The organism is Amycolatopsis stemonae (assembly GCF_054781455.1).
Map to the genome: position 1 here is coordinate 100,521 of NZ_BAAGUJ010000013.1, position 25,034 is coordinate 125,554.

25 protein-coding genes and 2 tRNA genes are annotated in these 25,034 nt (G+C 71.3%); 12 read left to right on the plus strand and 15 right to left on the minus strand.

Annotated elements, in window-relative coordinates:
* Nucleotides 1-77 precede the first annotated feature (77 nt).
* Nucleotides 78-4,760, plus strand: a complete 4,683-nt coding sequence (locus ACYVLJ_RS36220) for a HAMP domain-containing protein (RefSeq protein WP_451979022.1) — start codon at nucleotides 78-80, stop codon at nucleotides 4,758-4,760.
* On the opposite strand, the gene ACYVLJ_RS36225 is transcribed toward ACYVLJ_RS36220, so the two are convergent.
* Nucleotides 4,715-4,785: transfer RNA gene (locus ACYVLJ_RS36225), tRNA-Gly, on the minus strand. The two genes, ACYVLJ_RS36220 and ACYVLJ_RS36225, sit on opposite strands and share 46 nt — an antisense overlap.
* A gap of 78 nt (nucleotides 4,786-4,863) precedes the next feature.
* Between ACYVLJ_RS36225 and ACYVLJ_RS36230 the strand changes: the two genes are divergently transcribed.
* Nucleotides 4,864-4,940, plus strand: a tRNA-Pro gene (locus ACYVLJ_RS36230).
* Nucleotides 4,941-4,954: 14 nt separating this feature from the next.
* Here the strand turns inward: ACYVLJ_RS36230 and ACYVLJ_RS36235 are convergent.
* The 3 genes from ACYVLJ_RS36235 to ACYVLJ_RS36245 form a co-directional block, all read right to left on the minus strand.
* Nucleotides 4,955-5,596, minus strand: coding sequence for a maleylpyruvate isomerase family mycothiol-dependent enzyme (locus ACYVLJ_RS36235; protein ID WP_460442073.1), 642 nt, complete (start codon nucleotides 5,594-5,596; stop codon nucleotides 4,955-4,957).
* A gap of 92 nt (nucleotides 5,597-5,688) precedes the next feature.
* Entirely contained in the window at nucleotides 5,689-6,462 is a 774-nt protein-coding gene (locus ACYVLJ_RS36240) for a haloalkane dehalogenase (protein ID WP_460442074.1), read from the minus strand.
* The gene (locus ACYVLJ_RS36245; RefSeq protein WP_460442075.1) at nucleotides 6,459-7,238 is read right to left on the minus strand and encodes an NAD(P)H-binding protein; all 780 of its coding nucleotides are present in this window, start codon (nucleotides 7,236-7,238) and stop codon (nucleotides 6,459-6,461) included. Before ACYVLJ_RS36245 ends, ACYVLJ_RS36240 begins: the two co-directional genes overlap by 4 nt.
* A 67-nt stretch (nucleotides 7,239-7,305) precedes the next feature.
* On the opposite strand from ACYVLJ_RS36245, the gene ACYVLJ_RS36250 reads away from it, so the two are divergent.
* Complete coding sequence (locus tag ACYVLJ_RS36250) at nucleotides 7,306-7,677, plus strand: winged helix-turn-helix transcriptional regulator (protein WP_460442076.1); 372 nt, start codon at nucleotides 7,306-7,308, stop codon at nucleotides 7,675-7,677.
* 14 nt (nucleotides 7,678-7,691) lie between these two features.
* Here ACYVLJ_RS36250 and ACYVLJ_RS36255 read toward each other — a convergent pair whose 3' ends face one another.
* The 3 genes from ACYVLJ_RS36255 to ACYVLJ_RS36265 all read right to left on the minus strand — a co-directional run bounded on the left by ACYVLJ_RS36255 (nucleotide 7,692) and on the right by ACYVLJ_RS36265 (nucleotide 10,701).
* Nucleotides 7,692-9,257: a carbohydrate-binding protein gene (locus ACYVLJ_RS36255; RefSeq protein ID WP_460442077.1), complete on the minus strand. Its 1,566-nt coding sequence runs from the start codon at nucleotides 9,255-9,257 to the stop codon at nucleotides 7,692-7,694.
* A gap of 116 nt (nucleotides 9,258-9,373) precedes the next feature.
* Complete coding sequence (locus ACYVLJ_RS36260) at nucleotides 9,374-9,820, minus strand: nuclear transport factor 2 family protein (protein ID WP_451978306.1); 447 nt, start codon at nucleotides 9,818-9,820, stop codon at nucleotides 9,374-9,376.
* 5 nt (nucleotides 9,821-9,825) lie between these two features.
* Complete coding sequence (locus tag ACYVLJ_RS36265; protein ID WP_451978303.1) at nucleotides 9,826-10,701, minus strand: TIGR03619 family F420-dependent LLM class oxidoreductase; 876 nt, start codon at nucleotides 10,699-10,701, stop codon at nucleotides 9,826-9,828.
* Between the two features lie 145 nt (nucleotides 10,702-10,846).
* On the opposite strand from ACYVLJ_RS36265, the gene ACYVLJ_RS36270 reads away from it, so the two are divergent.
* A complete protein-coding gene (locus ACYVLJ_RS36270; RefSeq protein WP_460442078.1) occupies nucleotides 10,847-11,644 on the plus strand; it encodes a hypothetical protein in 798 nt (265 codons plus the stop codon).
* A gap of 24 nt (nucleotides 11,645-11,668) precedes the next feature.
* Nucleotides 11,669-12,499 carry a type 1 glutamine amidotransferase family protein gene (locus ACYVLJ_RS36275; RefSeq protein ID WP_460442079.1) on the plus strand — a complete coding sequence of 277 codons (831 nt, stop codon included), beginning with the start codon at nucleotides 11,669-11,671 and terminating at the stop codon, nucleotides 12,497-12,499.
* 1 nt (nucleotide 12,500) lies between these two features.
* On the opposite strand, the gene ACYVLJ_RS36280 is transcribed toward ACYVLJ_RS36275, so the two are convergent.
* Complete coding sequence (locus ACYVLJ_RS36280; protein ID WP_460442080.1) at nucleotides 12,501-13,310, minus strand: Fpg/Nei family DNA glycosylase; 810 nt, start codon at nucleotides 13,308-13,310, stop codon at nucleotides 12,501-12,503.
* The gene (locus tag ACYVLJ_RS36285) at nucleotides 13,310-13,783 is read right to left on the minus strand and encodes a ribose-5-phosphate isomerase (protein ID WP_451978291.1); all 474 of its coding nucleotides are present in this window, start codon (nucleotides 13,781-13,783) and stop codon (nucleotides 13,310-13,312) included. The genes ACYVLJ_RS36280 and ACYVLJ_RS36285 overlap by 1 nt, the downstream gene beginning before the upstream one ends.
* Before the next feature lie 45 nt (nucleotides 13,784-13,828).
* Between ACYVLJ_RS36285 and ACYVLJ_RS36290 the strand changes: the two genes are divergently transcribed.
* Together ACYVLJ_RS36290 and ACYVLJ_RS36295 are read left to right on the plus strand one after the other, a co-directional pair.
* Nucleotides 13,829-14,551: a 2-phosphosulfolactate phosphatase gene (locus ACYVLJ_RS36290; RefSeq protein WP_460442081.1), complete on the plus strand. Its 723-nt coding sequence runs from the start codon at nucleotides 13,829-13,831 to the stop codon at nucleotides 14,549-14,551.
* Nucleotides 14,548-15,357: an MBL fold metallo-hydrolase gene (locus ACYVLJ_RS36295; RefSeq protein WP_460442082.1), complete on the plus strand. Its 810-nt coding sequence runs from the start codon at nucleotides 14,548-14,550 to the stop codon at nucleotides 15,355-15,357. The genes ACYVLJ_RS36290 and ACYVLJ_RS36295 overlap by 4 nt, the downstream gene beginning before the upstream one ends.
* On the opposite strand, the gene ACYVLJ_RS36300 is transcribed toward ACYVLJ_RS36295, so the two are convergent.
* Entirely contained in the window at nucleotides 15,354-15,974 is a 621-nt protein-coding gene (locus ACYVLJ_RS36300; RefSeq protein ID WP_449689489.1) for a mycothiol-dependent nitroreductase Rv2466c family protein, read from the minus strand. The two genes, ACYVLJ_RS36295 and ACYVLJ_RS36300, sit on opposite strands and share 4 nt — an antisense overlap.
* A gap of 153 nt (nucleotides 15,975-16,127) precedes the next feature.
* Between ACYVLJ_RS36300 and pepN the strand changes: the two genes are divergently transcribed.
* Nucleotides 16,128-18,695: a M1 family aminopeptidase gene (gene pepN / locus ACYVLJ_RS36305; protein ID WP_460442138.1), complete on the plus strand. Its 2,568-nt coding sequence runs from the start codon at nucleotides 16,128-16,130 to the stop codon at nucleotides 18,693-18,695.
* Between the two features lie 114 nt (nucleotides 18,696-18,809).
* Here the strand turns inward: pepN and ACYVLJ_RS36310 are convergent, their stop codons facing one another.
* Nucleotides 18,810-19,298 (minus strand): DUF5130 family protein, encoded by a 489-nt coding sequence (locus tag ACYVLJ_RS36310; protein ID WP_451978282.1) that lies wholly within the window; start codon nucleotides 19,296-19,298, stop codon nucleotides 18,810-18,812.
* Nucleotides 19,285-19,539: an aa3-type cytochrome oxidase subunit CtaJ gene (ctaJ, locus tag ACYVLJ_RS36315; protein ID WP_451978280.1), complete on the minus strand. Its 255-nt coding sequence runs from the start codon at nucleotides 19,537-19,539 to the stop codon at nucleotides 19,285-19,287. The genes ACYVLJ_RS36310 and ctaJ overlap by 14 nt, the downstream gene beginning before the upstream one ends.
* A 278-nt stretch (nucleotides 19,540-19,817) precedes the next feature.
* On the opposite strand from ctaJ, the gene ACYVLJ_RS36320 reads away from it, so the two are divergent.
* Nucleotides 19,818-20,189 (plus strand): hypothetical protein, encoded by a 372-nt coding sequence (locus ACYVLJ_RS36320; RefSeq protein WP_460442083.1) that lies wholly within the window; start codon nucleotides 19,818-19,820, stop codon nucleotides 20,187-20,189.
* 116 nt (nucleotides 20,190-20,305) lie between these two features.
* Here ACYVLJ_RS36320 and ACYVLJ_RS36325 read toward each other — a convergent pair whose 3' ends face one another.
* Nucleotides 20,306-20,803 (minus strand): HNH endonuclease, encoded by a 498-nt coding sequence (locus tag ACYVLJ_RS36325; RefSeq protein WP_451978274.1) that lies wholly within the window; start codon nucleotides 20,801-20,803, stop codon nucleotides 20,306-20,308.
* A 382-nt stretch (nucleotides 20,804-21,185) separates the two neighbouring features.
* Between ACYVLJ_RS36325 and ACYVLJ_RS36330 the strand changes: the two genes are divergently transcribed.
* From ACYVLJ_RS36330 to ACYVLJ_RS36340, 3 genes are all read left to right on the plus strand, one after another.
* Nucleotides 21,186-22,148 carry a mechanosensitive ion channel family protein gene (locus ACYVLJ_RS36330; RefSeq protein WP_451979016.1) on the plus strand — a complete coding sequence of 321 codons (963 nt, stop codon included), beginning with the start codon at nucleotides 21,186-21,188 and terminating at the stop codon, nucleotides 22,146-22,148.
* A 141-nt stretch (nucleotides 22,149-22,289) separates the two neighbouring features.
* The gene (locus ACYVLJ_RS36335; protein WP_072477289.1) at nucleotides 22,290-22,673 is read left to right on the plus strand and encodes a globin; all 384 of its coding nucleotides are present in this window, start codon (nucleotides 22,290-22,292) and stop codon (nucleotides 22,671-22,673) included.
* Nucleotides 22,673-24,223 (plus strand): glycoside hydrolase family 13 protein, encoded by a 1,551-nt coding sequence (locus ACYVLJ_RS36340; protein ID WP_460442084.1) that lies wholly within the window; start codon nucleotides 22,673-22,675, stop codon nucleotides 24,221-24,223. The genes ACYVLJ_RS36335 and ACYVLJ_RS36340 overlap by 1 nt, the downstream gene beginning before the upstream one ends.
* Here ACYVLJ_RS36340 and ACYVLJ_RS36345 read toward each other — a convergent pair.
* Nucleotides 24,220-24,639, minus strand: a complete 420-nt coding sequence (locus tag ACYVLJ_RS36345) for a hypothetical protein (RefSeq protein WP_451978268.1) — start codon at nucleotides 24,637-24,639, stop codon at nucleotides 24,220-24,222. The two genes, ACYVLJ_RS36340 and ACYVLJ_RS36345, sit on opposite strands and share 4 nt — an antisense overlap.
* A 103-nt stretch (nucleotides 24,640-24,742) precedes the next feature.
* Complete coding sequence (locus tag ACYVLJ_RS36350) at nucleotides 24,743-24,982, minus strand: hypothetical protein (RefSeq protein ID WP_451978265.1); 240 nt, start codon at nucleotides 24,980-24,982, stop codon at nucleotides 24,743-24,745.
* Between the last annotated feature and the right edge of the window lie 52 nt (nucleotides 24,983-25,034).

Consider the following 25,034-nt stretch of genomic DNA (forward strand, 5'->3'; position numbering starts at 1 on the left):
CGAAGTGTAGGGCGAATCATGACACGCTGGGTCGGAGACCATGGCTGGCGCATGCGTGGTGGAGAGGGTCGGCACACATGACAACGGAATCCCAGAGCGAGGCGGCGGCGCTGGAGCGGCTGCTCGTGGCGGTGCGGGATCTCGGGGACGGCAACTTCCGCCGGCGGCTCGTCCCGCACGGCGACGGCATCTCGGCCCAGCTCGCGGTCGCGTTCAACGACATCGCCGAGCGCAACCAGCGGCTGGTCAGCGAGCTGCTACGGGTCCGCGCGGCCGTCGGCCAGGACGGCAGGCTGAGCGAGCGGCTGGAGGCCGAGGTCGGCCCCGGCGGCTGGAACACCGCAGTCGAGGCCGTCAACGGCCTGGTCGAGGACCTCACCCGGCCCACCATCGAGCTGGACCGGGTGCTCGGCGCGGTCGCCGAGGGCGACCTCTCCCAGCCGATGACCATGACGCTGGACGGCCGTCCCCTGCAGGGCGCGTACGCGGCCCTGGCGAAGACGGTCAACGGCCTCATCGCGCAGCTGTCCCGCTTCGCCGCCGAAGTGACGAGGCTCTCCGGCGAGATCGCGGGTGAGGGACGTCTCGGCGGCCAAGCGGTCGTGCCGGGCGTGTCCGGCACCTGGCGCGACCTGACCGACTCCGTCAACGGGATGGCCGACAACCTCACCGACCAGGTCCGCAACATCGCGCAGGTCACCACGGCCGTCGCGCGCGGGGACCTGACCCAGAAGATCACCGTCGACGCCCGCGGCGAGATCCTCGAGCTCAAGAACACGATCAACACCATGGTCGACCAGCTGTCGTCGTTCGCCGACGAGGTCACCCGGGTTTCGCGCGAGGTCGGCTCCGACGGCAAGCTCGGCGGCCAGGCCCAGGTCGCCGGCGTCGCCGGGACCTGGCGCGACCTCACCGACTCGGTCAACCAGATGGCCGACAACCTCACCGACCAGGTCCGCGCGATCTCGCTGGTGGCGACCGCGGTGGCCAACGGCGACCTGACGAAGAAGATCGACGTCGACGCCCGCGGCGAGATCCTGCAGCTGAAGAACACCCTCAACACCATGGTCGACCAGCTCTCCGCCTTCGCCGGCGAAGTCACGCGCGTGGCGCGCGAGGTCGGCTCGGAGGGCAAGCTGGGCGGCCAGGCCGAGGTGGCGGGCGCGGCCGGGACGTGGCGCAGCCTCACCGACTCGGTCAACGGCATGGCCGACAACCTCACCGACCAGGTCCGCAACATCTCGCACGTGACCACGGCCGTGGCGAAGGGCGACCTGACCCAGAAGATCACGGTCGACGCGCGCGGCGAGATCCTCGAGCTCAAGACGACCATGAACACGATGGTCGACCAGCTCTCGGCGTTCGCCGACGAGGTCACCCGCGTCGCCCGCGAGGTCGGCACCGAAGGTCAGCTGGGCGGGCAGGCGCAGGTCCCGGGCGTCGCCGGCACGTGGCGCGACCTCACCGGGTCCGTGAACTTCATGGCGAACAACCTGACCACCCAGGTCCGCAACATCGCCCAGGTCGCGACGGCCGTCGCGCGCGGCGACCTGACGCAGAAGATCGCGGTCGACGCGCGCGGCGAGATCCTCGAGCTCAAGACCACCCTCAACACCATGGTCGACCAGCTCTCCGCCTTCGCCGACGAAGTCACCCGCGTCGCCCGCGAAGTCGGCACCGAAGGCAAGCTCGGCGGCCAGGCCACCGTGCCCGGCGTCGCCGGGACCTGGAAGGACCTCACCGACAACGTCAACTTCATGGCGAACAACCTGACCGAGCAGGTCCGGAACATCGCCACGGTGACGTCGGCGGTCGCGAAGGGCGACCTGACGCAGAAGATCTCCGTCGACGCCCGCGGCGAGATCCTCGAGCTCAAGACCACCCTCAACACCATGGTCGACCAGCTCTCCGCCTTCGCCGACGAAGTCACCCGCGTCGCCCGCGAAGTCGGCACCGAAGGCAAGCTCGGCGGCCAGGCCACCGTCCGCGGCGTCGCGGGCACGTGGAAGGACCTGACCGACAACGTCAACGTCATGGCGACGAACCTGACCGACCAGGTCCGCAGCATCGCCACGGTCGCGACCGGCGTCGCGAACGGCGACCTGTCGAAGAAGATCTCGATCGACGCCCAGGGCGAGGTCGCGGCGCTGGCCGAGACGCTGAACGGCATGGTCGAGACGCTGCGCGCGTTCGCCGACGAGGTCACCCGCGTCGCGCGCGAGGTCGGCACCGAAGGCATCCTCGGCGGCCAGGCCCGCGTCCCGGGCGTCGCCGGGACCTGGAAGGACCTGACCGAGAACGTCAATTTCATGGCGCACAACCTGACCAGCCAGGTGCGCAACATCTCGCAGGTGACCACCGCGGTCGCGAAGGGCGACCTGACGAAGAAGATCGACGTCGACGCGCGCGGCGAGATCCTCGAGCTCAAGACCACGATGAACACGATGGTCGACCAGCTCTCGGCGTTCGCCTCGGAGGTCACGCGCGTGGCGCGCGAGGTCGGTACCGAGGGCAAGCTGGGCGGCCAGGCCGAGGTCGGCGGCGTGTCCGGTACCTGGCAGCGGCTCACCGAGAGCGTCAACCAGCTGGCCGGGAACCTGACCACGCAGGTCCGGGCGATCGCGCAGGTCGCCACCGCCGTGACGGCGGGCGACCTGACCCGGCACATCACGGTCGACGCGTCCGGCGAGGTCGCCGACCTCAAGGACAACATCAACCAGATGATCGCGAACCTCAAGGAGACGACGAGGACCAACCGCGAGCAGGACTGGCTGAAGACGAACCTCGCGCAGCTGTCGGGCCGGATGCAGGGGCACCGCGACCTGGCGTCGGTCGCCGCGCTGATCCTGTCCGAGCTGGCGCCGCTGGTCCGGGCGCAGCAGGGCGCGTTCTTCCTGGCCCGCGACGACGACCGCGACGGCACGGTGCTGGAGTGCATCGCCGCGTACGGGCTCGCCCAGTCCCGCGCCGGCCTGCGGTTCGCGCTCGGCGAGTCGCTGATCGGGCAGGCCGCGGTCGACCACCGCACGATCCTGGTCCACAACGCACCGCCGGAGTACGCGCTGGTGTCGTCCGGGCTCGGCTCGGCCGCGCCGGTCAACCTGATCGTGCTGCCGGTGCTGTTCCAGGGCGAGGTGCTCGGCGTGCTGGAACTGGCCTCGGTCAACGAGTTCAGCACCGTGCACCAGGACCTGCTGGAGCAGCTGCGGCACACGATCGGCGTCAACGTGAACACGATCCTGTCGAACTCGCGCACCGAGGCGCTGCTGACCGAGTCGCAGCGCCTGGCGCAGGAGCTGCGGGCGCGCTCGGAGCAGCTGCAGGCCCAGCAGGGCGAGCTGCGGCGGTCCAACACCGAACTGGCCGAGAAGGCGGCGCTGCTGGCCCAGCAGAACCGCGACATCGAGGTCAAGAACAGCGAGATCGAGCAGGCGCGCCAGGAGCTGGAGGAGCGCGCCGGGCAGCTGACGGTGGCGTCGCAGTACAAGACCGAGTTCATGGCGAACATGTCGCACGAGCTGCGGACGCCGTTGAACAGCGCGTTGATCCTCGCGAAGCTGCTGTCGGAGAACCCGGAAGGGAACCTGACGGAGAAGCAGATCCAGTTCGCGAAGACGATCTACGCGGCCGGCTCGGACCTGCAGCAGCTGATCAACGACATCCTCGACCTGGCGAAGGTCGAAGCGGGCCGGCTCGACCTGCAGATGACCGACATCACGCTGCCGGAGCTCGTGGACTACGTCGAGTCGCTGTGCCGCCCGCTGACCGCGGACAAGGGCCTGGAGTTCGCCGTCCACATCGACCCGCCGGTGCCGGGCAGCGTCCACACCGACGAGCACCGGCTGCAGCAGATCCTCCGGAACCTGCTGTCCAACGCGGCGAAGTTCACCGACGAGGGCGGCGTCCGGCTCCACATCCGCGCGGCCGACCCGGCGGAGGTCGAGCAGGAGAGCCTCAAGGGCGCGCCCGGCATCATCGCGTTCGCGGTGGAGGACACCGGGATCGGCATCCCGGAGGAGAAGCTGGCGGTCATCTTCGAGGCGTTCCGCCAGGCGGACGGCACGACCAGCCGCAAGTACGGCGGCACCGGGCTGGGCCTGAACATCAGCCAGCAGCTGACCGAGCTGCTGGGCGGCGAGCTGCGGGTCGTGAGCGAGCCGAACGTCGGTTCGACGTTCACGCTGTACCTCCCGGTGGCCGCGGCCAACCTGGTCGACCCGGCCGTGACGGCGCTGTCCTCGCCCCGGCTGCCCCCGGTCCCGAGCACGGTCCTGGTGGCGGCCCCCGACGTCACGCCGAAGCGCTTCCACGGCGAGAAGGTCCTGATCGTCGACGACGACCTCCGCAACGTCTTCGCGCTGGCGGCCGTCCTGGAGCAGGCGGGCCTGGAGGTGGTCTACGCGGAAACGGGCGTCGACGGCATCCGCGCCCTGGAGCGCAACGAGGACACGGCCCTGGTGCTGATGGACGTGATGATGCCGGAGCTGGACGGGAACGCGACGATCGCGGCGATCCGCGCCGAGGCGGCCAACGCCGACCTCCCGGTGATCGCGGTCACCGCCAAGGCCACCCCGGAGGACCGCGCCAGGACCTTGGCGAGCGGCGCGGACGAATACATCACGAAGCCGGTCGACACGGACAAGCTGCTGGACGTGATCGCGACCAAACTGGAGGCGGACGCGGCATCGGCTCGCGACGCCGCATCCCTGAACGGAGCGGGTGACGGGAATCGAACCCGCGTAGCTAGTTTGGAAGACTAGGGCTCTACCATTGAGCTACACCCGCGTGCCCCCGAGGGACCCGGGTGCGTGGCCAGGATAGCGTGACCCGCTAGTCTGATCACACACCCCCCTGGGGGTGTCACGGGATGTGGCGCAGCTTGGTAGCGCATTCGCTTTGGGAGCGAAGGGTCGCAGGTTCAAATCCTGTCATCCCGACCACTTGTCCACCCGGTTCAGGCTGCTTGCTTCTCGCGGGCGAGGTCCAGGCCCGGCCCCGTCAGGCGGGCGTAGGCCGCCGGGCGGTTGGTCAGCAGGAGCAGGAACGCCGAGGCCTTGCCCCGGACTTCGGGCCCGGTTCCGACCGCCCAGTCCGCGTCTTCGGCCACCAGGCGCAGGCCGGCCAGCTGCTTGCGCGGGTTGAACGGGAAGCGCAGCTTCCACAGGCTGCCCAGGCCCGCCACCGCGTCCTCCGGCGGGATCTCCGGCTCGCGGCCCAGCGCCAGGGCGACGTCCTGGGTGTGCGTCAGGACGTCCATGATCGTCGAGTCCGCGCCCGCGCCGGGGGCCGGCGGGACCTTGCGGGACGCGGCGAACTCGCGCAGCCGGGCGACGGTCTCGCTCGTCGGCTCCGCGCCCAGGCGGCGGCCCGAGTCCAGGATCATGCGGTTGAAGCTGCCCCGCGCCCGCACCGCCTCGCGCAGCCAGTCCCCCACGCCGAACCGCGCGTTGCCGGCCACGTGCGCCACGACGTCGCGGACCCGCCACCCCTCGCACAGCGAAGGCCGTTCCCAGTCCTCCGCGGGAAGCCCGTCGACGAGATCCGCCAGCCGCAACCGGGCCTGCTCGATCCCTGCCCACATCCGTGCTTCGTCCATGCGGAGTCCTTGCCTCGGAGGAACCGGCCGACGTCGAGGATACGAGCGCGCCCGGCCGCGGAGTTGTCCCAGATTGCGCGCCGGGGCCGCGCTCAGGCGGACAGCCACTTCGCCAGCGTCTCCGCGAGCAGGTGCGGCTGTTCCTCCGGGGTGTGGTGGCCCGCCACCACCGGGTGGTGGACGACCTCCAGCGCCGCGAACGTCTCCGCGCACCAGTCGAGCATCGGCCGCGTCAGCATCGTGTCGAAGCCGGGCTCGAACGTGATGAGCAGCTTCGGGATTTCCGGCGTCGACGCGAGCCAGGCGTCGAACGCCTCGATCCGGGCCACCACGTCGGCCGGCTCGCCACCCAGCGGCATCGAACGGGCCCAGCGCACCAACGGGACGCGGGACTCCGGGGTCGGATACATGCGCGCGTACTCGCGCGGGAGCGAGGCGAGGAAGTCCGCGATCACCGGCTCGGGCGCCGCTCCCTTGACCGCGCGGAACACCTCCGCGCCCACGGGCGGGAACTCTTCCCACGTCATCGGTTTCAAAACGGCTTCGGTGAACGCCAGGGCCCGGGCCCGCCCGGGGTGGCGCGCCGCCCAGTCCGCCGCCAGCGCGCCACCCCAGTCGTGGCCGACCAGGACCACGTCCGTCAGGTCCAGGGCGTCGAACCAGGCGTCGAGGTGCCGCGCGTGGTCGTCGAACGTGTACTCGATGGCCGGCCTGGGCGAGTCACCCATGCCGATCAGGTCCGGCGCCAGGCGGCGCCCGGGCACGCCGGGCAGCACGTCGCGCCACAGGTGCGACGACGTCGGGTTGCCGTGCAGGAAAACCACCGGCGCGCCGGAGCCTTCTTCGCGGTGGGCCAGGACGTTCACTTGAACGCCGCCGCGTTGCGCGCCGCCCAGTCGGCGAACGGCCGCGGTGGCCGGCCCAGCACCCGTTCGACGTCCGGGCTCACCCGCTGTTCCGCTTCCGTGGGCGACCCCAGGATGTCCAGGGTCGCCTCGGCGACTTCGGCGGGCATGAAGCCCAGCATCACGGAACGCGCTTCCTCCCGCGTCCGCGGGACGAACCGCACCGGCTCGCCCAGTGCCGTGCCGATCGCCGCCGCCTGCTCGCGCGGGGTCACCGCCGCCGGGCCCGTCAGTTCGTACGTGCGCCCGTGGTGCGAAGGGTCCCGCAGCGCGGCGGCCGCCACCTCCGCGATGTCCGCGGGGTCGATCACCGGGAGGGCCACGTCCGCGAACGGGGCCGCCACCTCACGGGACGCGCGGACGCTTTCCGCCCACTGGAGGGCGTTCGAGGCGAACCCGCTCGGGCGCAGTACCGTCCACTCCGGACTCGAACCGCGCACGGCGTCTTCGAAGAACGAAGGGTGCCGGCCCGTTCCGACGCCCTGCGAAGACAGCAACACCACCCGCGCCCCGGCGGCGTGTTCCAGCACCGGCTCCAGGTCACCCCGGAAATCGGGCGGCAGCAACAGAAACACTGCCGACGCACCCTCGAAGGCCGGGCGCAACGACGCCGCGTCCGCCAAGTCACCCGTTGTCGGTCCGCGGCGGGACACCGCCCTTACTTCTTCCCCCGCCGCCGTCAAAGCCTGCACCAGCGGTCGTCCGACGTTTCCCGTCGCTCCGGTCACCACGATCATGCGGACGACGCTACATTCCGACGTATAGTAGGTACCTAGAGGAAAGTATTGGCTGGAGGCCCTGAACGTGACCGGAACCACACCCGAGCTGGCCTGCCCGATCGCGCCGGTGGTCGACATCGTGTTCAGCCGCTGGACGACGCCGATCCTGTGGACGCTCAACGAGTACGGGCGCCAGCGGTTCGTCGAGCTGGCGCGCCGCATCACCACGATCACGCCGAAGGTGCTCACCCAGCGGCTGCGGCAGCTGGAGCGCGACGGCCTCGTCGAGCGGACCTACCACGCCGAGGTCCCGCCGCGGGTCGAGTACGAGATCAGCGAGCTGGGCCGGAGCCTGGCGCCGCTGTTCGCCAGCCTCGCCGAGTGGTCCCCGAACCTCGGCAAGGTCGAGGCGGCCCGCGCGGCGTACGACGCCCGGCCCCCGGCCCGCCGCGGCTGAGGTCGTGCCGGGCGTCAGCCGGAGGTGTCCAGGTAGTCCAGGTTCGCCGGGCCGTCGGCCGTGGTCGCGGTGAGGCGCACCGTGTGCTGTCCCGCGCCGAGCGCGTACGGCCGCGTCACCGTGCTCCACGTCGTCCACGCGCCCGTCGGCGGGAACGGCACGGCGGTCGCGATCACCGTGCCGTCGACCGCGATGTCCACCGGGCGCGCGGGCGCCGTGCCGTTCGCGTAGCCGAACGTCAGCGCCGACGCCGGTCCGGTCACCTGCCACTCGACGTAGCTGCCGACCGCGTTGGCGCCGTTCGCGAAGCCCGTCCCCGAGAAGCCCGCGTGGTTCGAATCCACCGTGCCGCCCGCGGACAGCACCGCCGACTCGGCTTCGTAGCGGGCGCCGCCGGCCCGGGACACGCGGTACAGCACCGTCGCGTGCGCCGGCACGGACGCGCTGATCGCCCCCGTCGAAACCCGGGAAGCCTTGCTCCACAGGTCTTTCAGCGTGTACGACGACGCGGCGCCGATGCCGGTCGCGGCCGCCGTCGTGCTGATCGTCGCCGTCGCGGCGGTTTCGTTGGACAGCGCCACCGCGCGGTCGCCGTCGGCCAGCACCTTGCTGTAGACGACCAGGCCGCCGTTCGAGCCGAGCACCGTCGCCTGCTTGCCCAGCGGGTCCTGGTCGAGCGCGATGACGTCGGTGTTCTTCAGGATCGAGAAGTCGTCGTCGGAGACCTTCCGCAGGTCGCTGCCGATCAGCAGCGGTGCGGCCATCATCGCCCAGAGGCTGAAGTGCGTGCGGTACTCCGTCGCGGTCATGCCGCCGTTGCCGACCTCGAGCATGTCCGGGTCGTTCCAGTGCCCCGGCCCGGCGTACTGCGCCAGCCCGCGGTTGGCCTGCGCCTTCGAGATCATGCTCGACCACTTGTCGGAGATGTCGCCGGTGGTGCGCCACAGGTTCCCGACGGGCGCGGCCCAGGTCCACGGCTTGCTCTGGCCCCACTCGCAGATGGAGTACGCGATCGGGCGGCCCGACTTCGCGAGCGCGTCCCGCATCGCCTTGTAGCGCTGCTGCGCGTCGACGCCCTGGTTGTTGCAGTTGTCGTACTTCAGGTAGTCGACACCCCAGGAGGCGAAGGTGTTCGCGTCCTGCTGCTCGTGGCCGAGGCCGCCGGGGAAGCCCGCCTTGTTGCACGTGTGCGTGCCGGCGCTGGTGTAGATGCCGAACTTCAGGCCCTTGCCGTGGACGTAGTCGGCGAGCGCCTTGATGCCGTGCGGGAAGCGCACCGGATCCGGGACGAGATTGCCCTTCGCGTCGCGGTCCGGCAGCGCCCAGCAGTCGTCGATGTTGACGTAGGTGTATCCGACGTCTTTGAGGCCCTTCGTCACGAAGATGTCGGCGATCCCCTTGATCATCGTCTCGGTGAAGTCGGCCTTGCACTGGGTGGAGTTCCAGTTGTTGAAGCCCATCGGCGGCGTGCGGAGGAGCCCGTTCTCCAGCGCGGAAGCCGGGGACTGGCTCAGGACGGTGCCGCTGGCCGCGAGCGCGAACGCGGCGGCCGCGACCGCCGTGCGTCGGAGGAAGGACATGCTTGCTCCCTGGTGGAGACATCGGAGGTCTACACCAGTTAGTAAAGGGACCTGCCTAACCGGGCGTCAAGAGATCATGTATCAGATATGAAATTGGGTTTCCGCTGGCCGGGACGCTATTCGGTCACCTGCCGCGCGGTCGCCATCGCGCGCTCGGTCTCCCAGAACGCCCGCATCGACCGGATCAGCCCGTCCTCGCCGACGCGGTAGACGAACACCCCGTCGGTGTCGACGCGGTAGCCGCCCGGCAGGTACGTCGTGATCGTGCCGACGTTGGCGCACTCGTCGCCCGCCGCGTGCGAGTCGCGGATGGTGAACTCGAAGCGCTCGACGGTGCCGATCGTCTTGTCCCAGAACGCGCTGATGCCCTCGGGGCCGTGGTGGCCCTTGCCCTCCTCGTCGAAGAACGACGGCCCGACGGGGTCCTCCACGACCGCGTCGGGCGCGAACAGCGCCAGCCACGCGTCCTTGTCCCCCGCCGTCACCGCGGTCATCGACGCGAACGCCGCGCGCCGCGCCGGCGGCTGCTCCGCCGCGGTGTCCCAGCTGACCCGCACGCCCATGCCCGTCACTCCTCGAACTTGTCGATGATCTCGGCCCCGAACTTGCGGATCGCCTCGAGCTTCGGCTCGACGGGCGCGTCGAAGCCGACGCCGTCGAACACCCACGGCATGGTGATGATGTCGGTGACGCCGACCTCGGCCTGCTCGCGGTAGCCGTCGAGACCGAAGCGGTCGATGCAGACCGCCTGGTACTCGAACGGGTCGTCGGCGCGGCCGCGCTCGGCGAGCAGCTCCTTCAGGCGCGCGATGGTGTCGCGCAGCTCGTCGAGCTTCATCATCGCCGAGGACCAGCCGTCGGCGACCCGGGCGGCGCGCTTCAGCGCGACCTCGGTGTGGCCGCCGATGTAGAACGGCACGCGCGACGGCGGCGCCGGGCTCATCTGCAGCTTGTCGAAGTCGTAGAACTCGCCGTGGTACTCGACCATGCCGCCGTCGAGGATCAGCCTGAGCACGTCGATGGCCTCGTCGACGCGCTTGCCGCGCCGCTCGAACGGCACGCCGCAGTACTCGAACTCCTGCGGCAGCCAGCCGACGCCGAGGCCGAGCCCGAACCGGCCGCCGGTGAGCACCGACGCCGAGCCGACCTGGCGGGCCAGCAGCACGGGGTTGCGCGAGCCGAGCTTCAGCACGGACGTGTAGAACTGGATGCGGCTGGTGACCGCGCCCATCGACGCGGTCGCGACCAGCGGGTCCACCCAGGGGGTCTCCGCGGTCCAGAAGCGGCTGCCGTCGGGGGTGTACGGGTAGTCCGTGTCCACGGTTTCGGAGTAGAAGAGCGAGTCCGGCAGGGCGATGGACGCAAAGCCGGCCTCTTCGGCAGCACGGGCGAGCTCGCCCAGCTGATCGAGGGGGTTCATCGCGATCGACAGGGTGAACTTCATGGCCGAACTATAACGTGTTCTAGTTCGGTCGGCCAGCGCGTGCGGTGTGCCGGATCACTCGCCGGGAACCCTCCGCGTAACGTCCGCGTTGTCCGAATCAAAGGTGACTTCCGGTCACCGAGCCCCGAACATCTGGGAGTGGTCCATGGGCACCGCGATCTTCCTGATCGTGCTCGTCGTCGTGATCGTCGGTGGCGGCCTCTACTTTTCGCGGCAGCGGGCCGCGGCGCGCCAGCGCGAGCTGGACGACGCCAAGGCCGACGCCCGGCGCCTGGTCGAGCGGCTCGGCGGCCAGGTCCTCAACCTCAACGGCAACGACACCGCGTCGATGCAGGCGATGGCGGACGCGAGCGAGCGCTACAACGCGGCCGGCTCGCAGCTGGAGCAGGCCCGCACCATCGAGCAGGCCCGGCTGGTGAAGGACACCGCCGTCGAAGGTCTCTACTACGTCCGCGCCGCGCGCACCGCGATGGGCATGGACCCCGGCCCGCAGCTGCCGGAGGAAGCCGAGCGCGAGCGCGCCGGCAAGGTCACCGAGCGCCGCGAGGTGGACGTCGAGGGCCAGCACTACGCCGCGTCCCCCGATGCCGGCCAGGACACGCCGTACTACTACCCCGGCGGCCGCGTCGCGGGCCGTCCGGTGCCGCAGGGCTGGTACAGCGAGCCGTGGTGGAAGCCCGCGCTCGTCGCCGGTGCCTGGGGCCTCGGCTCGATGTTCCTCTTCAGCGCGATGTTCTCCGGCATGAGCGGCATCGCCAGCGCCTCGGCCTGGGAGTCGGGCTACGACGCGGGCCAGCAGGACGCGCTCGAGTCCGGTGACATGGGCGGCGGCGACGGCTTCGACGGCGGCGGCGACATGGGCGGCGGCGACTGGGGCGGCGGCGGGTTCGACGGCGGCGGCTTCGACGGCGGTGGCTTCGACGGGGGCGGCTTCGACTTCTGAGGTCGCGCTGGCATTGTCTGGCGCATGGCGACAGTCCTGATCCCGGTCCCGGCGCGCGACTCGGACCCGTCCGAGGTGGCGGTGAGCCACGCGGTGCTCACCGCCGCCGGGCACACCGTGCGGTTCGCGACGCCGGACGGCACGCAGGCCGCCTGCGACGAGCTGATGGTAACCGGCCGGGGCCTCGACCCGTGGGGCCGCGTGCCGGGCCTGGAGAAGCTGGTCGCGGTCGGGCGGGTCCTGCGCGCCGACAGCGCCGCGCGGGACGCCCACCGCGCCCTGCTCGCCGATCCCGCGTGGCGGTCGCCGTCCCGCTGGGACGAGGCCGGAGTCGAAGACGGCCTGCTGCTGCCGGGCGGGCACCGCGCCCGCGGCATGCGCGCGTACCTCGAAAGCCCGGTGCTGCAGAAGACGGTCGTCGACGCGTTCCGCCGCGACCTGCCGGTCGGCGCGATCTGCCACGGCGTCCTGCTCGCCGCGCGCAGCGTGGACCCCGGGACCGGCCGCTCGGTCCTGCACGGCCGCCGCACGACGGCGCTGACCTGGCCGCTGGAACGCACGGCGTGGCGGATCGCGCGGCGCACGCGCTTCTGGGACCCGGACTACTACCGCACCTACCGCGAAGAACCCGGTCAGCCCGACGGGTACATGTCGGTGCAGCAGGAGGTCACGCGCGCCCTGGCGCGTCCGGAGGACTTCCTCGACACCACCGACCGCGTCCGGGCGAGCGGCCGGGCCCGCGACCGGCTCGACGACGCCCGGCCCGCGTTCGTCGTCGAGGACGGCAACTACGTCTCGGCGCGCTGGCCCGGCGACGTCCACACGTTCGCGAAGACCTTCGCCGCCCGGCTCTGAGTCAGGCCGGCTGGCAGGACGGGCACCAGTAGAGGTTGCGCCCCACCAGCTCCGAGTTCGCCACCGGCGTCCCGCACACCAGGCAGGGCTCACCGGCCCGCCGGTAGACGTACACCTCGCCGCCGTGGCGGTCGACGCGCGCCGCGCGGCCCATCGCCTCCGGCAGGTGCTCGGGCCGGACCGTGTCGATGCGCCCGGCGCGGACGCCGGCGCGCATCAGGGTCACCAGGTCGGCCCACATGTCGTCCCACAGCGCCCGGTCCAGGGCCCGGCCCGGCGTCAGCGGCGCGACGCCGTGGCGGAACAGCACCTCGGCGCGGTAGACGTTGCCGACGCCGGCGAGCACCGCCTGGTCCATCAGCAGCGCGGCGATCGACGTCTTCGAGCGCGAGATGCGTTCCCAGGCCCGCTCGGGTTTCGCGTCGCGGCGCAGCGGGTCCGGGCCGAGCCGCGCCTTGATCGCGTCCGCCTGGTCGGGGGAAAGCAGCTCGCAGCGGTTGGGCCCGCGCAGGTCCGTCAGGTGCGTCCGGCCGGCCAGGCGCAGCCGCACCTGCCCCACCGGTTCCGTCGCGGGCAGCGGCGACTCGCCGAACGTGCCGTACAACCCGAGGTGGATGTGCACGACCCCGTGGGAACCGTAGTCGTGGAACAGGTGCTTGCCGTACGCCTCGGCGCCGACGAGCACCTGACCGTCCAAACGGGACGCTTCGGCGGCGAACCGGCCCTGCGGGCTGCTCACCTCGACCGGGGCGCCGGCGTACCGGCGCTTGTGCAGCCGCGCGAGCCGGTGGAGCGTGTGCCCTTCGGGCATCAGGCCCCCGGCAGCGCCGGCGGGATTCCGGTGCGCTCGTAGTCGAGCAGCTGCTGCACGCGGCGCGCGTGCCGCTCCTCCGGCGAAACTTCGGTCGCCAGGAAGGCTTCGACGATCTCGGTGGCCTGCTCGACGGTGTGCATCCGGGCGCCGACGCCGATCAGCTGGGCGTGGTTGTGCTCGCGGCACAGCTGGGCGGTCTCGACGCTCCAGGCGAGGCCGGCGCGCGCGCCGGGGACCTTGTTCGCGGCGATCTGCTCGCCGTTGCCCGAGCCGCCGACGACGATGCCGCGGCTGCCTTCGTCGGCCACCACGCGCAGCGCAGTCTCGACGCAGAAGGCCGGGTAGTCGTCGGCCGCGTCGTAGACGTGCGGACCGATGTCGGTGACCTCGTGGCCCTGCTTCTCCAGGTGAGCCACCAGGTGGTTCTTCAGCTCGTAACCGGCATGGTCGGATCCCAAGTAGACACGCACGGCTGGGAGTCTGCCACCACGCCCGGCGTCCGGCATGCTCCGGGGGTGGGCATCTGGGAGCAATCCGGCTACGACGTCCGGCTCGACTGGGGCGGCGAAGGGGTGAGCGCGCTCGGCCGGGAATGCGCCGTACTGGTCGTCGTCGACGTGCTTTCCTTCGGCACCACCACGGATCTCGTGGTCGGCCGCGGCGGGCGCGTGCTGCCCGTGCGGTTTCGCGACGAACGCGGTGTCGCGCAGGCGCGGGCCGCGGGAGCCGTCGTCGCGGGTGAGAGCGAGTTCACCCTGAGGCCGTCTTCTGTGACGGAAATCCCGCCGGGGACCCTGCTCGCGCTCCCCTCGCCCAACGGCGCGACGCTCTGCGCCGCCGCGTCGGCGACCGGCGCGCACGTGCTGGCCGGCTGCCTGCGCAACGCGTCCGCGATCGCGGCGAAGGCCCGCGAGCTGGGCGGGCCGGTCGGTGTCATCGCCGCCGGGGAACGCTGGGGCGTCGACATCTTCGGCCACGGCGAGGAACTCGGCCCGCTGCGGCCCTGCGTCGAAGACCAGGTGGGCGCGGGCGCGATCGCCGGGGCGCTGGCCGGGCTGGGGCTGTCGCTCTCGCCCGAAGCCACCTTCGCCGCGCGGTGCGTCGACGTCGACGCGCTGGCAAGCTGCGTCTCCGGGCGTGAGCTGACCGAAGCCGGGCACGGCGGCGACGTCGCGCTGGCCGCCCGGCTCGACGTGAGCGATGCTGCTCCGATGCTGACGGAAGGAGTGCTCGCATGACCGGGCGCTGGATCGAGGTCGCCGAGGGCGTGCACGCGCGCCGCTACGAGGAGCTGGACCTGACCGTCGGGCTGGTGGTCGGCGCCGAACGCTGCCTGGTCGTCGACACCCGCGGCGACCTCGAGCAGGGCGCCGAACTCGCCGCGGCGGTCCGCGAACTGACGCCGCTGCCCTGGTCGGTGGTCTACACGCACGCCCACTTCGACCACGCCTGGGGCACCGAGCAGTTCCTGCCCTGCGCGGTCTGGGCGCACGAAGGCTGCCGCGCCGAGCTGGCCGAGTCCGCGGAGGACGACCGGGCCAAGTGGATCGCCTACTACCGCGAACAGGGCAAGACGGACACCGCCGACGCGATCGCGCGCACCACGTTCGCCGTGCCCGACCACCTGTTCACCGACCGCGCCGAACTCGACCTGGGCGGCCGGACGGCGGTCCTGCTGCACCCCGGCCGCGCCCACACCGACCACGACGCCGTCGTGCACGTGCCGGACGTCGACGTGCTCTTCGCGGGCGACGTCGTCGAGAACGCCGAACACGGCTTCAGCGCGTTCTCCTTCAGCGCCGGCTCGGACCTGACGGCCTGGCCGGACACCTTCGACCGGCTCCTCGAGCTGAAGCCGCGGGTGATCGTCCCCGGGCACGGCGAACCGGTCGACGCCGACTTCCTCCGCTACCACCGCCACGGCCTGCACGAGCTGATCGCGCTGAAGGCGGCGATGGGCCGCGGCGAAACGACCGAGGTCGCCGCCGTGGCCGCGTCCCGCTACCCCAGCGACGTCACCTTGGCCGCCCTGAACACGCCTTAGTCGAAGTTCAGCTCGCCCGTCCGGGTGCGCTTCAGCTCGAAGAAGTCCGGGTAGCTCGCCAGCGCGACGGCGCCGTCGAACACCTTCAGCGCGTCTTCGCCGCGCGGGATCGAGCTGAGCACCGGACCAAAGAACGCCACGCCGTCGATGTGGATCGTCGGGGTGCCGACGTCCTGGCCGACCGGGTCCATCCCCTCGTGGTGGCTCTTCTTCAGCGCCTCGTCGTACTCCGTGGAGTGCGCGGCCTCGGCCAGCTCTGCCGGCGCGCCGATCGCCGCCAGGGCCTCCTTGATGACCGTGTCGTAGTCCTTGACGCCCTGGTTGTGGTAGCGGGTGCCGAACTCGGTGTAGTACTCGCGCAGCATCTCCTCACCCTTGAGCTGCGACAGCGCCACGGCCACGCGCACCGGGCCCCAGCCCTTCGCCAGCAGCTCCTTGTACTGCTCGGGCAGCTCGTCCCGGCCCTCGTTGAGCACCGACAGGCTCATGATCCGGAAGCGCAGGTCGAGGTTGCGGTGCTTCTCCACCTCCAGGATCCAGCGGGAGGTGATCCACGCGAACGGGCAGATCGGGTCGAAGTAGAAATCGACCTTCGTGGGCTGCTCGGCAGCGGTCATCGGGGTACTCCTGAGTGACGTCTCGATGTGGGCGGACCCCCACACGACGGGCCAACACCGCGGGGTGCGGGCTTGTTCCCTTATCGCCCGCCACCCCGTCCCCATGATTGGATGCGGGGAGTTGAAAACCGATACCAACGACCAGAGGTGCCTGTGCCCGCCCCCAACCTGACCCGCGACCAAGCCAAGCTGCGCGCGGACCTGCTCGACGTCACCGGATACGACATCGAGCTGGATCTCACCGACGGCCACGGCGGTCCCGGGGAGAAGACCTTCGCGTCGAAGACGACCGTCCGGTTCTCCAGTGCCCGGGCCGGTGCCGACACGTGGGTCGACATCGTCGCCGACCGCGTGCACTCGGCGACCCTGAACGGCGCGGACGTCGACACCAGCACGTACGTCGAGGACAAGGGCATCGCGCTCGCCGGCCTGGCCGAGGCGAACGAGCTCACGGTGACCGCCGACTGCCGCTACATGAACACCGGCGAAGGCCTGCACCGGTTCGTCGACCCGGTCGACGACGGCGTCTACCTGTACTCGCAGTTCGAGACGGCGGACGCGAAGCGGATGTTCGCCTGCTTCGACCAGCCCGACCTGAAGTCCGTCTACCGGCTGACCGTCGTCGCGCCGAAGGACTGGAAGGTCGTCTCGAACACGATGGCCGAGTCCACCGAGGAGACGCCGGAAGGCGCCGTCCGAACGGTGTTCAAGGAGTCCGAGCGGCTCTCGACGTACCTGGTCGCGCTGATCGCCGGCCCGTACGCCGAGTGGCGCGACGAGTACACCGACGAGCACAAGACGATCCCGCTGGGCGTCTACTGCCGCGCGTCGCTGGCCGAGCACATGGACGCGGACAAGCTGTTCACCGAGACCAAGCAGGGTTTCGGCTTCTACCACGAGAAGTTCGGCACGCCCTACCCGTTCTCCAAGTACGACCAGCTGTTCGTGCCGGAGTTCAACGCGGGCGCGATGGAGAACGCCGGCGCCGTGACGTTCCTGGAGGACTACGTCTTCCGCAGCCGCGTCACCCGCTACGCCTACGAGCGGCGCGCCGAGACGCTGCTGCACGAGATGGCGCACATGTGGTTCGGCGACCTGGTCACCATGCGCTGGTGGGACGACCTGTGGCTGAACGAGTCGTTCGCGACCTTCGCGAGCGTGCTGGCCCAGGCCGAGGCCACCGAGTACAAGAACGCGTGGACCAGCTTCGCGAACATCGAGAAGTCGTGGGCCTACCGGCAGGACCAGCTGCCCTCGACGCACCCGATCGCGGCCGACATCGTCGACCTGCACGCGGTCGAGGTGAACTTCGACGGCATCACCTACGCCAAGGGCGCGAGCGTCCTCAAGCAGCTCGTCGCGTACGTCGGGCTCGAGCACTTCCTCGACGGCCTGAAGGTGTACTTCGGCAAGCACGCGTGGGGCAACGCCACCCTGGCCGACCTGCTGGGCGCGCTGGAAGAGGCGTCCGGGCGCGACCTGTCGTGGTGGAGCGCGCAGTGGCTGGAGACGACCGGGCTGAACTCGCTGAGCCCGCGCTACGAGGTCGGCGCGGACGGCACGTTCACGTCGTTCGCGGTCGTGCAGACGGGCGCGAAGCCGGGCGCCGGTGAGCTGCGCACGCACCGCGTCGCCGTCGGGATCTACGACGAGGACGGCTCCGGCAAGATCGTCCGCACCCAGCGCGTCGAGCTGGACGTGGACGGCGAGCGCACCGAGGTCCCCGACCTGGTCGGCCGGCCCGCGGGCAAGCTCGTGCTGGTCAACGACGACGACCTGACGTACTGCACGATGCGGCTCGACCCGGCGTCGCTGACGACGCTGATCGACCGCGTCGCCGACATCACCGAGCCGCTGCCGCGGACGCTCTGCTGGTCGGCGGCGTGGGAGATGACGCGCGAGGCCGAGCTGAAGGCCCGCGACTTCGTCACGCTGGTGCAGCGCGGCATCCACACCGAGAGCGAGGTCGGTGTCGTCCAGCGGCTGCTGCTGCAGGCCCAGACGGCGCTGAACTCCTACGCCGAGCAGGAGTGGGCGGCCGCCCGCGGCTGGCCGGCGTTCACGGCGCGGCTGCTGGAGCTGGCCCGCGGCGCCGAGCCGGGCTCGGACCACCAGCTGGCGTTCGTCAACTCGCTGGCCGGGTCGGTGCTGGACGACGCCACGTTGTCGGTGCTGTCCGGCTGGCTCGACGGCTCGGCGCCCCTCCCGGGCCTCACGGTGGACACCGACCTGCGCTGGCGCCTGCTGCACGCCCTGGTGGCGCACGGCAAGGCGGACTCGGCGGAGATCGACGCCGAGCTGGCCCGCGACAACACGGCGACGGGCCGCCGCCAGGCGGAGCGCAGCCGCGCCCTGCGCCCGACGCCGGAGGCCAAGGCCGACGCGTGGCAGCGGGCGGTGTACGACGACGAGCTGCCCAACGCGGTCAGCGACTCGCTCATCTCCGGCTTCTCGCACCCGGGCCAGAAGGCGCTGCTGGGCTCGTACGTGGGCCGGTACTTCGAGGTCATCGACGAGGTGTGGCAGCGCCGCTCGAGCGAGCGTGCCCAGCCGATCGCGATCGGGCTGTACCCGTCGTGGGCGGTGGCCCCGGAGACGGTGACGGCGTCCGACGAGTGGCTGGCGGGCGAGCACTCCCACGCTCTGCGCCGGCTGGTTTCGGAAGGCCGGGCCGGGATCGTGCGGGCGCTGGCCGCCCGGGACTTCGACGCCCAGGCCTGACCGGTCGTGAGTGTTCAGGGCGGTTCCAACCGCCCTGAACACGCACGAGAGCCGCGGTAGACAGGAAAAGAGCCCCGCACCTCGGCCGAGGTGCGGGGCTCTTCTGTGTCTCCGTCAGCGGGGCGCGGGCCCAGCCTGGTCGGAAAGCATGCGCAGGGCGTTCGCGAGGCCGTTGACCAGCCCGCGGACCAGGTCGCCCTCCTTGAAGGACGCCACCATGCTCGCCACCGCCAGCTTGGCGCCGCGGTCGGGCAGGCGGACGTGGGCCGTCTTGCCGGTGACGATCTCGATCAGGCGCTCGCCCGGGGAGACCGCGATCAGGACCGCGTTCGCCGGGTCCGTCGTCGTCGCGTGCAGCTTCTCCGCCGTCGAGCGGCTGTCCTCGCCCAGCTCGCCGAGGTACAGGCTGAAGTCGAGGCCGGTCTCCCGGCTCGCGAACGTCAGCGCCTCGTCGAGGCGGGCCAGCTGCCGCGTCGTGAACGGGCTCGTCGGCGCCGCCGGCTCGTACATCTTCGCGGCCGACACGCGGCCGCTGGACGTCAGGCCCTCGCCGTAGCCCAGCTCGGACTCGTCGACGCGCTTCGTCAGCTCACCAGTTGCCACGAGCGCCTCCCGCCGCGGTCGGGGCGCCCTCGGGCGCACTGTTCTCGGCTCCGGCGTGCCGGTGCCCCGCGCCCACCCCGTCGGGGTTGGCGCTCCACCACATGGCCGGGTAGTCCCAGGCCTGGCCGGACCGGTACCGCGGGGCACCGCCGGACCTGCGCCGGAGCGTCAGCAGCCCGGCGAGACCGTAGATGGCCAGCGGGATCACGGCGAAGACCACGATCGTCTCGACAACGTTCACGGCGCTGAGCGTATCGGATGACCCCGGCGGCCACCGCGCGCGCCGCACTCGACCGTTCGTCGTAAGCCGAGTGCCGTCCGCCGCTTGGCTCGCGGCCACTGGAACGTTGGGGCGAAGACCTTCGGGCCGAAAGGTTGCAACTCAACGTACAGGCGGCCGCACCCGCCGCTGTCGTCTTGTCGCAGCCTTGAAATCCTCGTAGCTTTTTCACCTGTACGGGCCTTGCGCCCCGCTCCCCAGCCCCAGCAGGTAACGCACCGGTCCCAGGAGGCCTTGCCATGAACAGCGCCCACACCCCCGCACAGGCGATCACCGAGACCTTCTCGTCACCGAGCGGCATCGAATTCGTGCCCGGAACGCGTGTGACGGCGGGCACAAGGGTTACCCGCGGTACACGAGTCACTCGCGGTACACGTGTGACGTCGGGCACCCGCGTCACCATGGGCACCCGGGTGACGAACGGCACGCGCGTCACCCGCGGTACCCGGGTCACCCGAGGCACGCGCGTCACGATGGGCACGCGGGTCACGGCCGGCACGCGCGTCACCTGCGGCACCCGCGTCACGCGAGGCACCCGCGTCACCCGCGGCACGCGCGTCACCATGGGGACCCGCGTCACCTGCCAGGCCGACTACGCGCTGGCCGCCTGACCGCGCACCCCAGGGCCGCTCGCACTACCTGAACACGCGCAAGCACCCGGCTCGCCCCGGCCGCCGCAAGGCAGCCGGGGCGCCGTTATGTCCGGGGCTCCGTCAGCCGGGCCGGATCACGCCGCGGAGCCGAGGTACGGCCGCCAGAGCGGATCGGCCTCCTTGGAGTGCGCGAGCAGCCGCCAGTGCGGGCCGTGCGGGGCCCGCGGGACGACCCGCAGCTTCCAGCCGATCTCGGCGAGCATCCGGTCCGCTTTGCGGTGGTTGCACTTGGCGCAGCAGGCGACGCAGTTGGTCCAGCTGTGGGGGCCGCCCCGGCTGCGCGGGACGACGTGGTCGATCGTCTCGGCCCGCCCGCCGCAGTAGGCGCAGCGGTAGCGGTCGCGGTGCATCAGCCCGGCGCGGGTGAGCGGCACCTGCGCCCGGTAGGGCACCCGCACGTACGTGCTGAGCCGGATCACCGAGGGCACCGGCAGCGACACCTTGGCCGAATGCAGCTCGATGCCGCCCGGGTCGCCGTGCACCACCTCGGCCTTGCCGCACATCACCAGGACCACGGCCCGCCGCAGCGGCAACGCGGTCAGCGGCTCGAAGGTGGCGTTGAGCAGGAGCACCCGGCGCCGGCCCCAGGCCGGGGCAGCCGGATCCCGGCCTCTACTACGCTGTCCGGGCGGGCGGGTAATTCCCCCTGGGCGGCTCCCCGGCCCGACCTGGGCGGCTCCGCCGGATGCGGAACCCCCCGGATAGGCGCGCAGGACCACCTCTGGCGTCTCGTCGGCCGTGGCTCGGCCGGAGGCGCCGCGGGGGCTGGGTTGTCGGTCTGGCACTCGACCACCTCCAGGGGCGTAGGCATAGTCGACCACAGAACAGGCCCCCAGCGCACGTGTGTTACATGACGTGTCACATCCGCGCGACCCAACATCCACTCGAAGTTGGCGAAACCGACCGGATCGGAAAGGTTGATCGATCTCCGTGATCCCCTTGCTGACTGCCACCATGCCGCCATGCGCCACCGACCCGAGCACCTTCTGCGGTCAGGTGTACGAGGCCACCAAGAACGCGTGGCTGGCCGGCTCGGCGAACTGGCTGCTGACCAAGCCGTTGAAGATCCTGATGATCATCGTGATCGCGTTCGTGGTGCGGTTGCTGATCAGACGGGTGATCAACCGGGTCACGACGCTCCCGAAGTCGAACGGGAAGCTGCCGGCGCTGCTGCGCCCCCTGCGTGAGCGCGCCCCCGAAGTGCTCGGCTCCGCCGTGATCGAACGGCGCCGCCAGCGCGCGCAGACCATCGGCTCGGTGCTGAAGTCGATGACCACGTTCCTGATCTACGGCCTCGCCTTTATCCTCGTGCTGGGCGAACTCGGCCTGAACCTCGGCCCGATCATCGCGTCGGCCGGCATCATTGGCGTCGCGATCGGGTTCGGCGCGCAGAACCTGGTCAAGGACTTCCTGTCCGGCATCTTCATGATGGTCGAGGACCAGTACGGCGTCGGCGACGTCATCGACATCGGCGAGGCGACCGGCACCGTCGAGGCCGTCGGCCTGCGGATCACCACGCTGCGCGACCTCAAGGGCACGGTCTGGTACGTCCGCAACGGCGAGGTGCTGCGCGTCGGCAACTCGAGCCAGGGCTTCGCCGTGGCGGTCGTCGACGTCCCGCTCGGCTACACCGCCGACGTCGAGCGCGCGTCCACCGTGCTGGCCGGGGCCGCCTCGGCCGCGGCCGAAAGCGAGACGCTCAAGGCGAACGTCCTGGAACCGCCGGAGATGCTCGGTGTGGAGAGCGTCACCCCGGAGGGCATCCAGCTCCGCCTGACCGTGAAGGTGCGGCCGGGCAAGCAGTGGGCCGTCCAGCGGGCCCTGCGCGCGCAGCTGCTGGCGGCGCTCGAGGAGGCCGGCTTCGAGCCGCCGCTGGGCCGGTTGTTCCCGACCTCGACCGTGACGGTCGAGAAGTAGCCCCGCGGCCCGGGACGTGAGCCGCCTCACGTCCCGGGCCGCGTCGTTACGCTGGGGAACGGGGCAGCGACCTTCCGGCAGAGGCGGGACCGGGCGTCGGGAACCCGTACCCGGAAGGGCAAAATGAGAGGCGTGTCTGCAGTGAGCGAACCGGCGAACCTCTACGAAGCGGTGGGCGGCGAACCCACGTTCCGCCGGATCGTCGCGCGCTTCTACGAGGAAGTCGCGCGAGACGAGATCCTGCGCCCGCTCTACCCCGAGGAGGACCTCGGGCCGGCCGAGGAGCGGTTCCGGCTGTTCCTCATGCAGTACTGGGGTGGCCCGCACACCTACTCCGACCGGCGCGGGCACCCGCGGCTGCGGATGCGGCACGCGCCGTTCAAGATCGGGCCCATCGAACGCGACGCCTGGCTGCGCTGCATCCGGATCGCCGTCGACGAGGAGAACCTCGAGGAGCCGTACCGCGGGCAGCTCTGGGCCTACCTGGAGATGGCCGCGCACAGCATGATGAACAGCTTCGTCTGATGGGCGAGGGAGCCTGGTGGCGAGATGCCGTCTTCTACCAGGTCTACGTGCGCTCGTTCGCCGATTCGGACGGTGACGGCGTCGGAGACCTGGAAGGCATCCGCTCCCGGCTCGGTTACCTGGAGCTGCTGGGCGTCGACGCGCTGTGGCTGACGCCGTTCTACCGCTCCCCGATGGCCGACCACGGCTACGACATCGCCGACCCGCGCGACGTCGACCCGATGTTCGGCACCCTCGGCGACTTCGACGTCCTGCTGACCGAGGCGCACAAGCGCGGCATCAAGGTCACCGTCGACGTCGTCCCGAACCACACCAGCAACCAGCACGCCTGGTTCAAGTCCGCGATGGCGGCCGCGCCCGGCAGCCCGGAGCGGGAGCGCTACGTCTTCCGCGACGGCGTCGGCCCCCAGGGCGAGGACCCGCCGAACAACTGGGTCAGCGCGTTCGGCGGCCCGGCCTGGACCCGGGTGCCCGACGGCCAGTGGTACCTGCACCTGTTCGCGCCCCAGCAGCCGGACCTCAACTGGGCCAACCCCGAGGTCGCCGCCGACCTGGAGCGGACACTGCGGTTCTGGCTCGAGCGCGGGGTGGACGGCTTCCGCATCGACGTCGCGCACGGCATGGCCAAGCCACCCGGCCTGCCGGACATGGACCCGCGCGCGGACGCGCTCGGGCCGAGCCACTACTACGACCCGCGCTGGGACTACGACGGCGTCCACGAGATCCACCAGATGATCCGCAAGGTGCTCGACGAGTTCCCGGAGTCGATGGCGGTCGGCGAGATCTGGGTGACCGACGAGGAGCGCCTGTCCCGCTACCTGCGGCCGGACGAGCTGCACCTGGCGTTCAACTTCCGCCTGGTGCTGACCCACTTCGACGCGGACGCGATGCGCACGGCGATCGAGCGGTCCCTGGCGGTCCCGGCGCGCACGGGGGCGCCGGCGACGTGGACGCTCGGCAACCACGACGTCTGGCGGCAGGTGAGCCGCTACGGCGGGGGCGCGGTGGGCGTCCGGCGGGCCCGGGCGATGGCGCTGGTGGAGCTGGCGCTGCCGGGCACGGTGTACCTGTACAACGGCGAAGAGCTCGGCCTGGCCAACGTCGACATCCCGGTGGCGGAGATGGCGGACCCGCGCGCCAAGACGAGCGGCGCGGAGTTCGGCCGGGACGTCTCGCGCGTCCCGCTGCCGTGGGAGGGCGACCTGCCGCCGTTCGGGTTCTCGCGCAACCCGCGGACGTGGCTGCCGATGCCCGCCGAGTGGGCCGGGTCGACGGTGGAGAAGCAGATCGAGGACGAGGACTCGACGCTTTCCCTGTACCGCCAGGCGATCGAGCTGCGGAAGACGCACCCGGCGTTCGGCGGCGACGAGCTGGAGTGGTACGGCGCGCCGGCGGGGTGCTTCGCGTTCCGCCGCAAGGGCGGCGGGCTCGTGTGCGCGTTGAACACCTCGGCCAGCCCGATCGCGCTGCCGCCGGGCGAGGTGCTGCTCTCGAGCAGCCCGCTGGTGGACGGCAAACTGCCGGCCGACGCCGCCGCCTGGCTGCTTTAGAGCGGCACCCAGCGGCCGGGCTTGACCACCTCGGCCGCCTCCGGCACGGGCTCGTGCGCGATCTGGTTGACGCGCTGGTGCGACAGCCCCAGCAGATCGGCGATCGCGCGCTGCGAGATCTGGCCGTTCAGCGCGGAAACCAGGCGGGCGCGGACCCCTTCGCGCCACTCCGCGACGTCTTCGGCGATCCGGTGCGCCTCCTGGTACTGCAGGACGAGGTCGGTCGCGTCCTCGTCCTCGAACTCGTAGCGCCACCGGAGGTAGAACCGCGTGGCCGGGACGCCGGTCCGGTCCGCGATGAGCTCGCGCATGCCGGGGTCGATGTCGGTGAACCGCTTGAACTCGCCCGCGATCGCGGCTTCGGAGCCGCCGGTCACCCTGGCCGTCCACAAGCCGGCCTCGCGGGTCACAGTCACGGTGAACGCCGGGAACCTCATCGCTTGCCTCTCGCCGTCCCCACCCCGAGAAGGCACGGACGGTAATCAATCAGGTCCGGCGCTGTCAACCACGCTGGACGCGTCAGCCGCTCTGGTTCCCCGAGCCGTCGTCGAAGGCACCACTGGCCAGCCAGGCCACCAGCGCCGCGGCCTGGAGGTACGGCGCCGCCTGGGCGGCCGCCGCCCGGGTGCGTCCCCACCGCTCGGGCCGCTCGGCGCGCTCCGGCGCCGGCTCCCCCGGCGGCCGGTCGCGCCGCCACGGCGTTTCCTCCGCGCGGACCTCGTCGAGGAAGTCCGCGGTCGGATCGTCGTCCGGGCTCATCCGCCCAGCGTGCCACCGAATCCCGGCGCGCGCCGCCGTCGTAAGGAATCCG

Excerpts from the sequence above, each read along its gene's own strand:
- ACYVLJ_RS36350 (WP_451978265.1), bottom strand. The coding sequence starts at position 24,982 with ATGAGCCCGGACGACGATCCGACCGCGGACTTCCTCGACGAGGTCCGC.
- ACYVLJ_RS36235 (WP_460442073.1), bottom strand. The coding sequence starts at position 5,596 with ATGGACGAAGCACGGATGTGGGCAGGGATCGAGCAGGCCCGGTTGCGG.
- ACYVLJ_RS36330 (WP_451979016.1), top strand. The coding sequence starts at position 21,186 with ATGCCGCCATGCGCCACCGACCCGAGCACCTTCTGCGGTCAGGTGTAC.
- ACYVLJ_RS36245 (WP_460442075.1), bottom strand. The coding sequence starts at position 7,238 with ATGATCGTGGTGACCGGAGCGACGGGAAACGTCGGACGACCGCTGGTG.
- ACYVLJ_RS36340 (WP_460442084.1), top strand. The coding sequence starts at position 22,673 with ATGGGCGAGGGAGCCTGGTGGCGAGATGCCGTCTTCTACCAGGTCTAC.
- ACYVLJ_RS36320 (WP_460442083.1), top strand. The coding sequence starts at position 19,818 with ATGAACAGCGCCCACACCCCCGCACAGGCGATCACCGAGACCTTCTCG.
- ACYVLJ_RS36270 (WP_460442078.1), top strand. The coding sequence starts at position 10,847 with ATGGGCACCGCGATCTTCCTGATCGTGCTCGTCGTCGTGATCGTCGGT.
- ACYVLJ_RS36280 (WP_460442080.1), bottom strand. The coding sequence starts at position 13,310 with ATGCCCGAAGGGCACACGCTCCACCGGCTCGCGCGGCTGCACAAGCGC.
- ACYVLJ_RS36265 (WP_451978303.1), bottom strand. The coding sequence starts at position 10,701 with ATGAAGTTCACCCTGTCGATCGCGATGAACCCCCTCGATCAGCTGGGC.
- ACYVLJ_RS36295 (WP_460442082.1), top strand. The coding sequence starts at position 14,548 with ATGACCGGGCGCTGGATCGAGGTCGCCGAGGGCGTGCACGCGCGCCGC.
- ACYVLJ_RS36255 (WP_460442077.1), bottom strand. The coding sequence starts at position 9,257 with ATGTCCTTCCTCCGACGCACGGCGGTCGCGGCCGCCGCGTTCGCGCTC.
- ACYVLJ_RS36220 (WP_451979022.1), top strand. The coding sequence starts at position 78 with ATGACAACGGAATCCCAGAGCGAGGCGGCGGCGCTGGAGCGGCTGCTC.
- ACYVLJ_RS36275 (WP_460442079.1), top strand. The coding sequence starts at position 11,669 with ATGGCGACAGTCCTGATCCCGGTCCCGGCGCGCGACTCGGACCCGTCC.
- ACYVLJ_RS36260 (WP_451978306.1), bottom strand. The coding sequence starts at position 9,820 with ATGGGCGTGCGGGTCAGCTGGGACACCGCGGCGGAGCAGCCGCCGGCG.
- ACYVLJ_RS36300 (WP_449689489.1), bottom strand. The coding sequence starts at position 15,974 with ATGACCGCTGCCGAGCAGCCCACGAAGGTCGATTTCTACTTCGACCCG.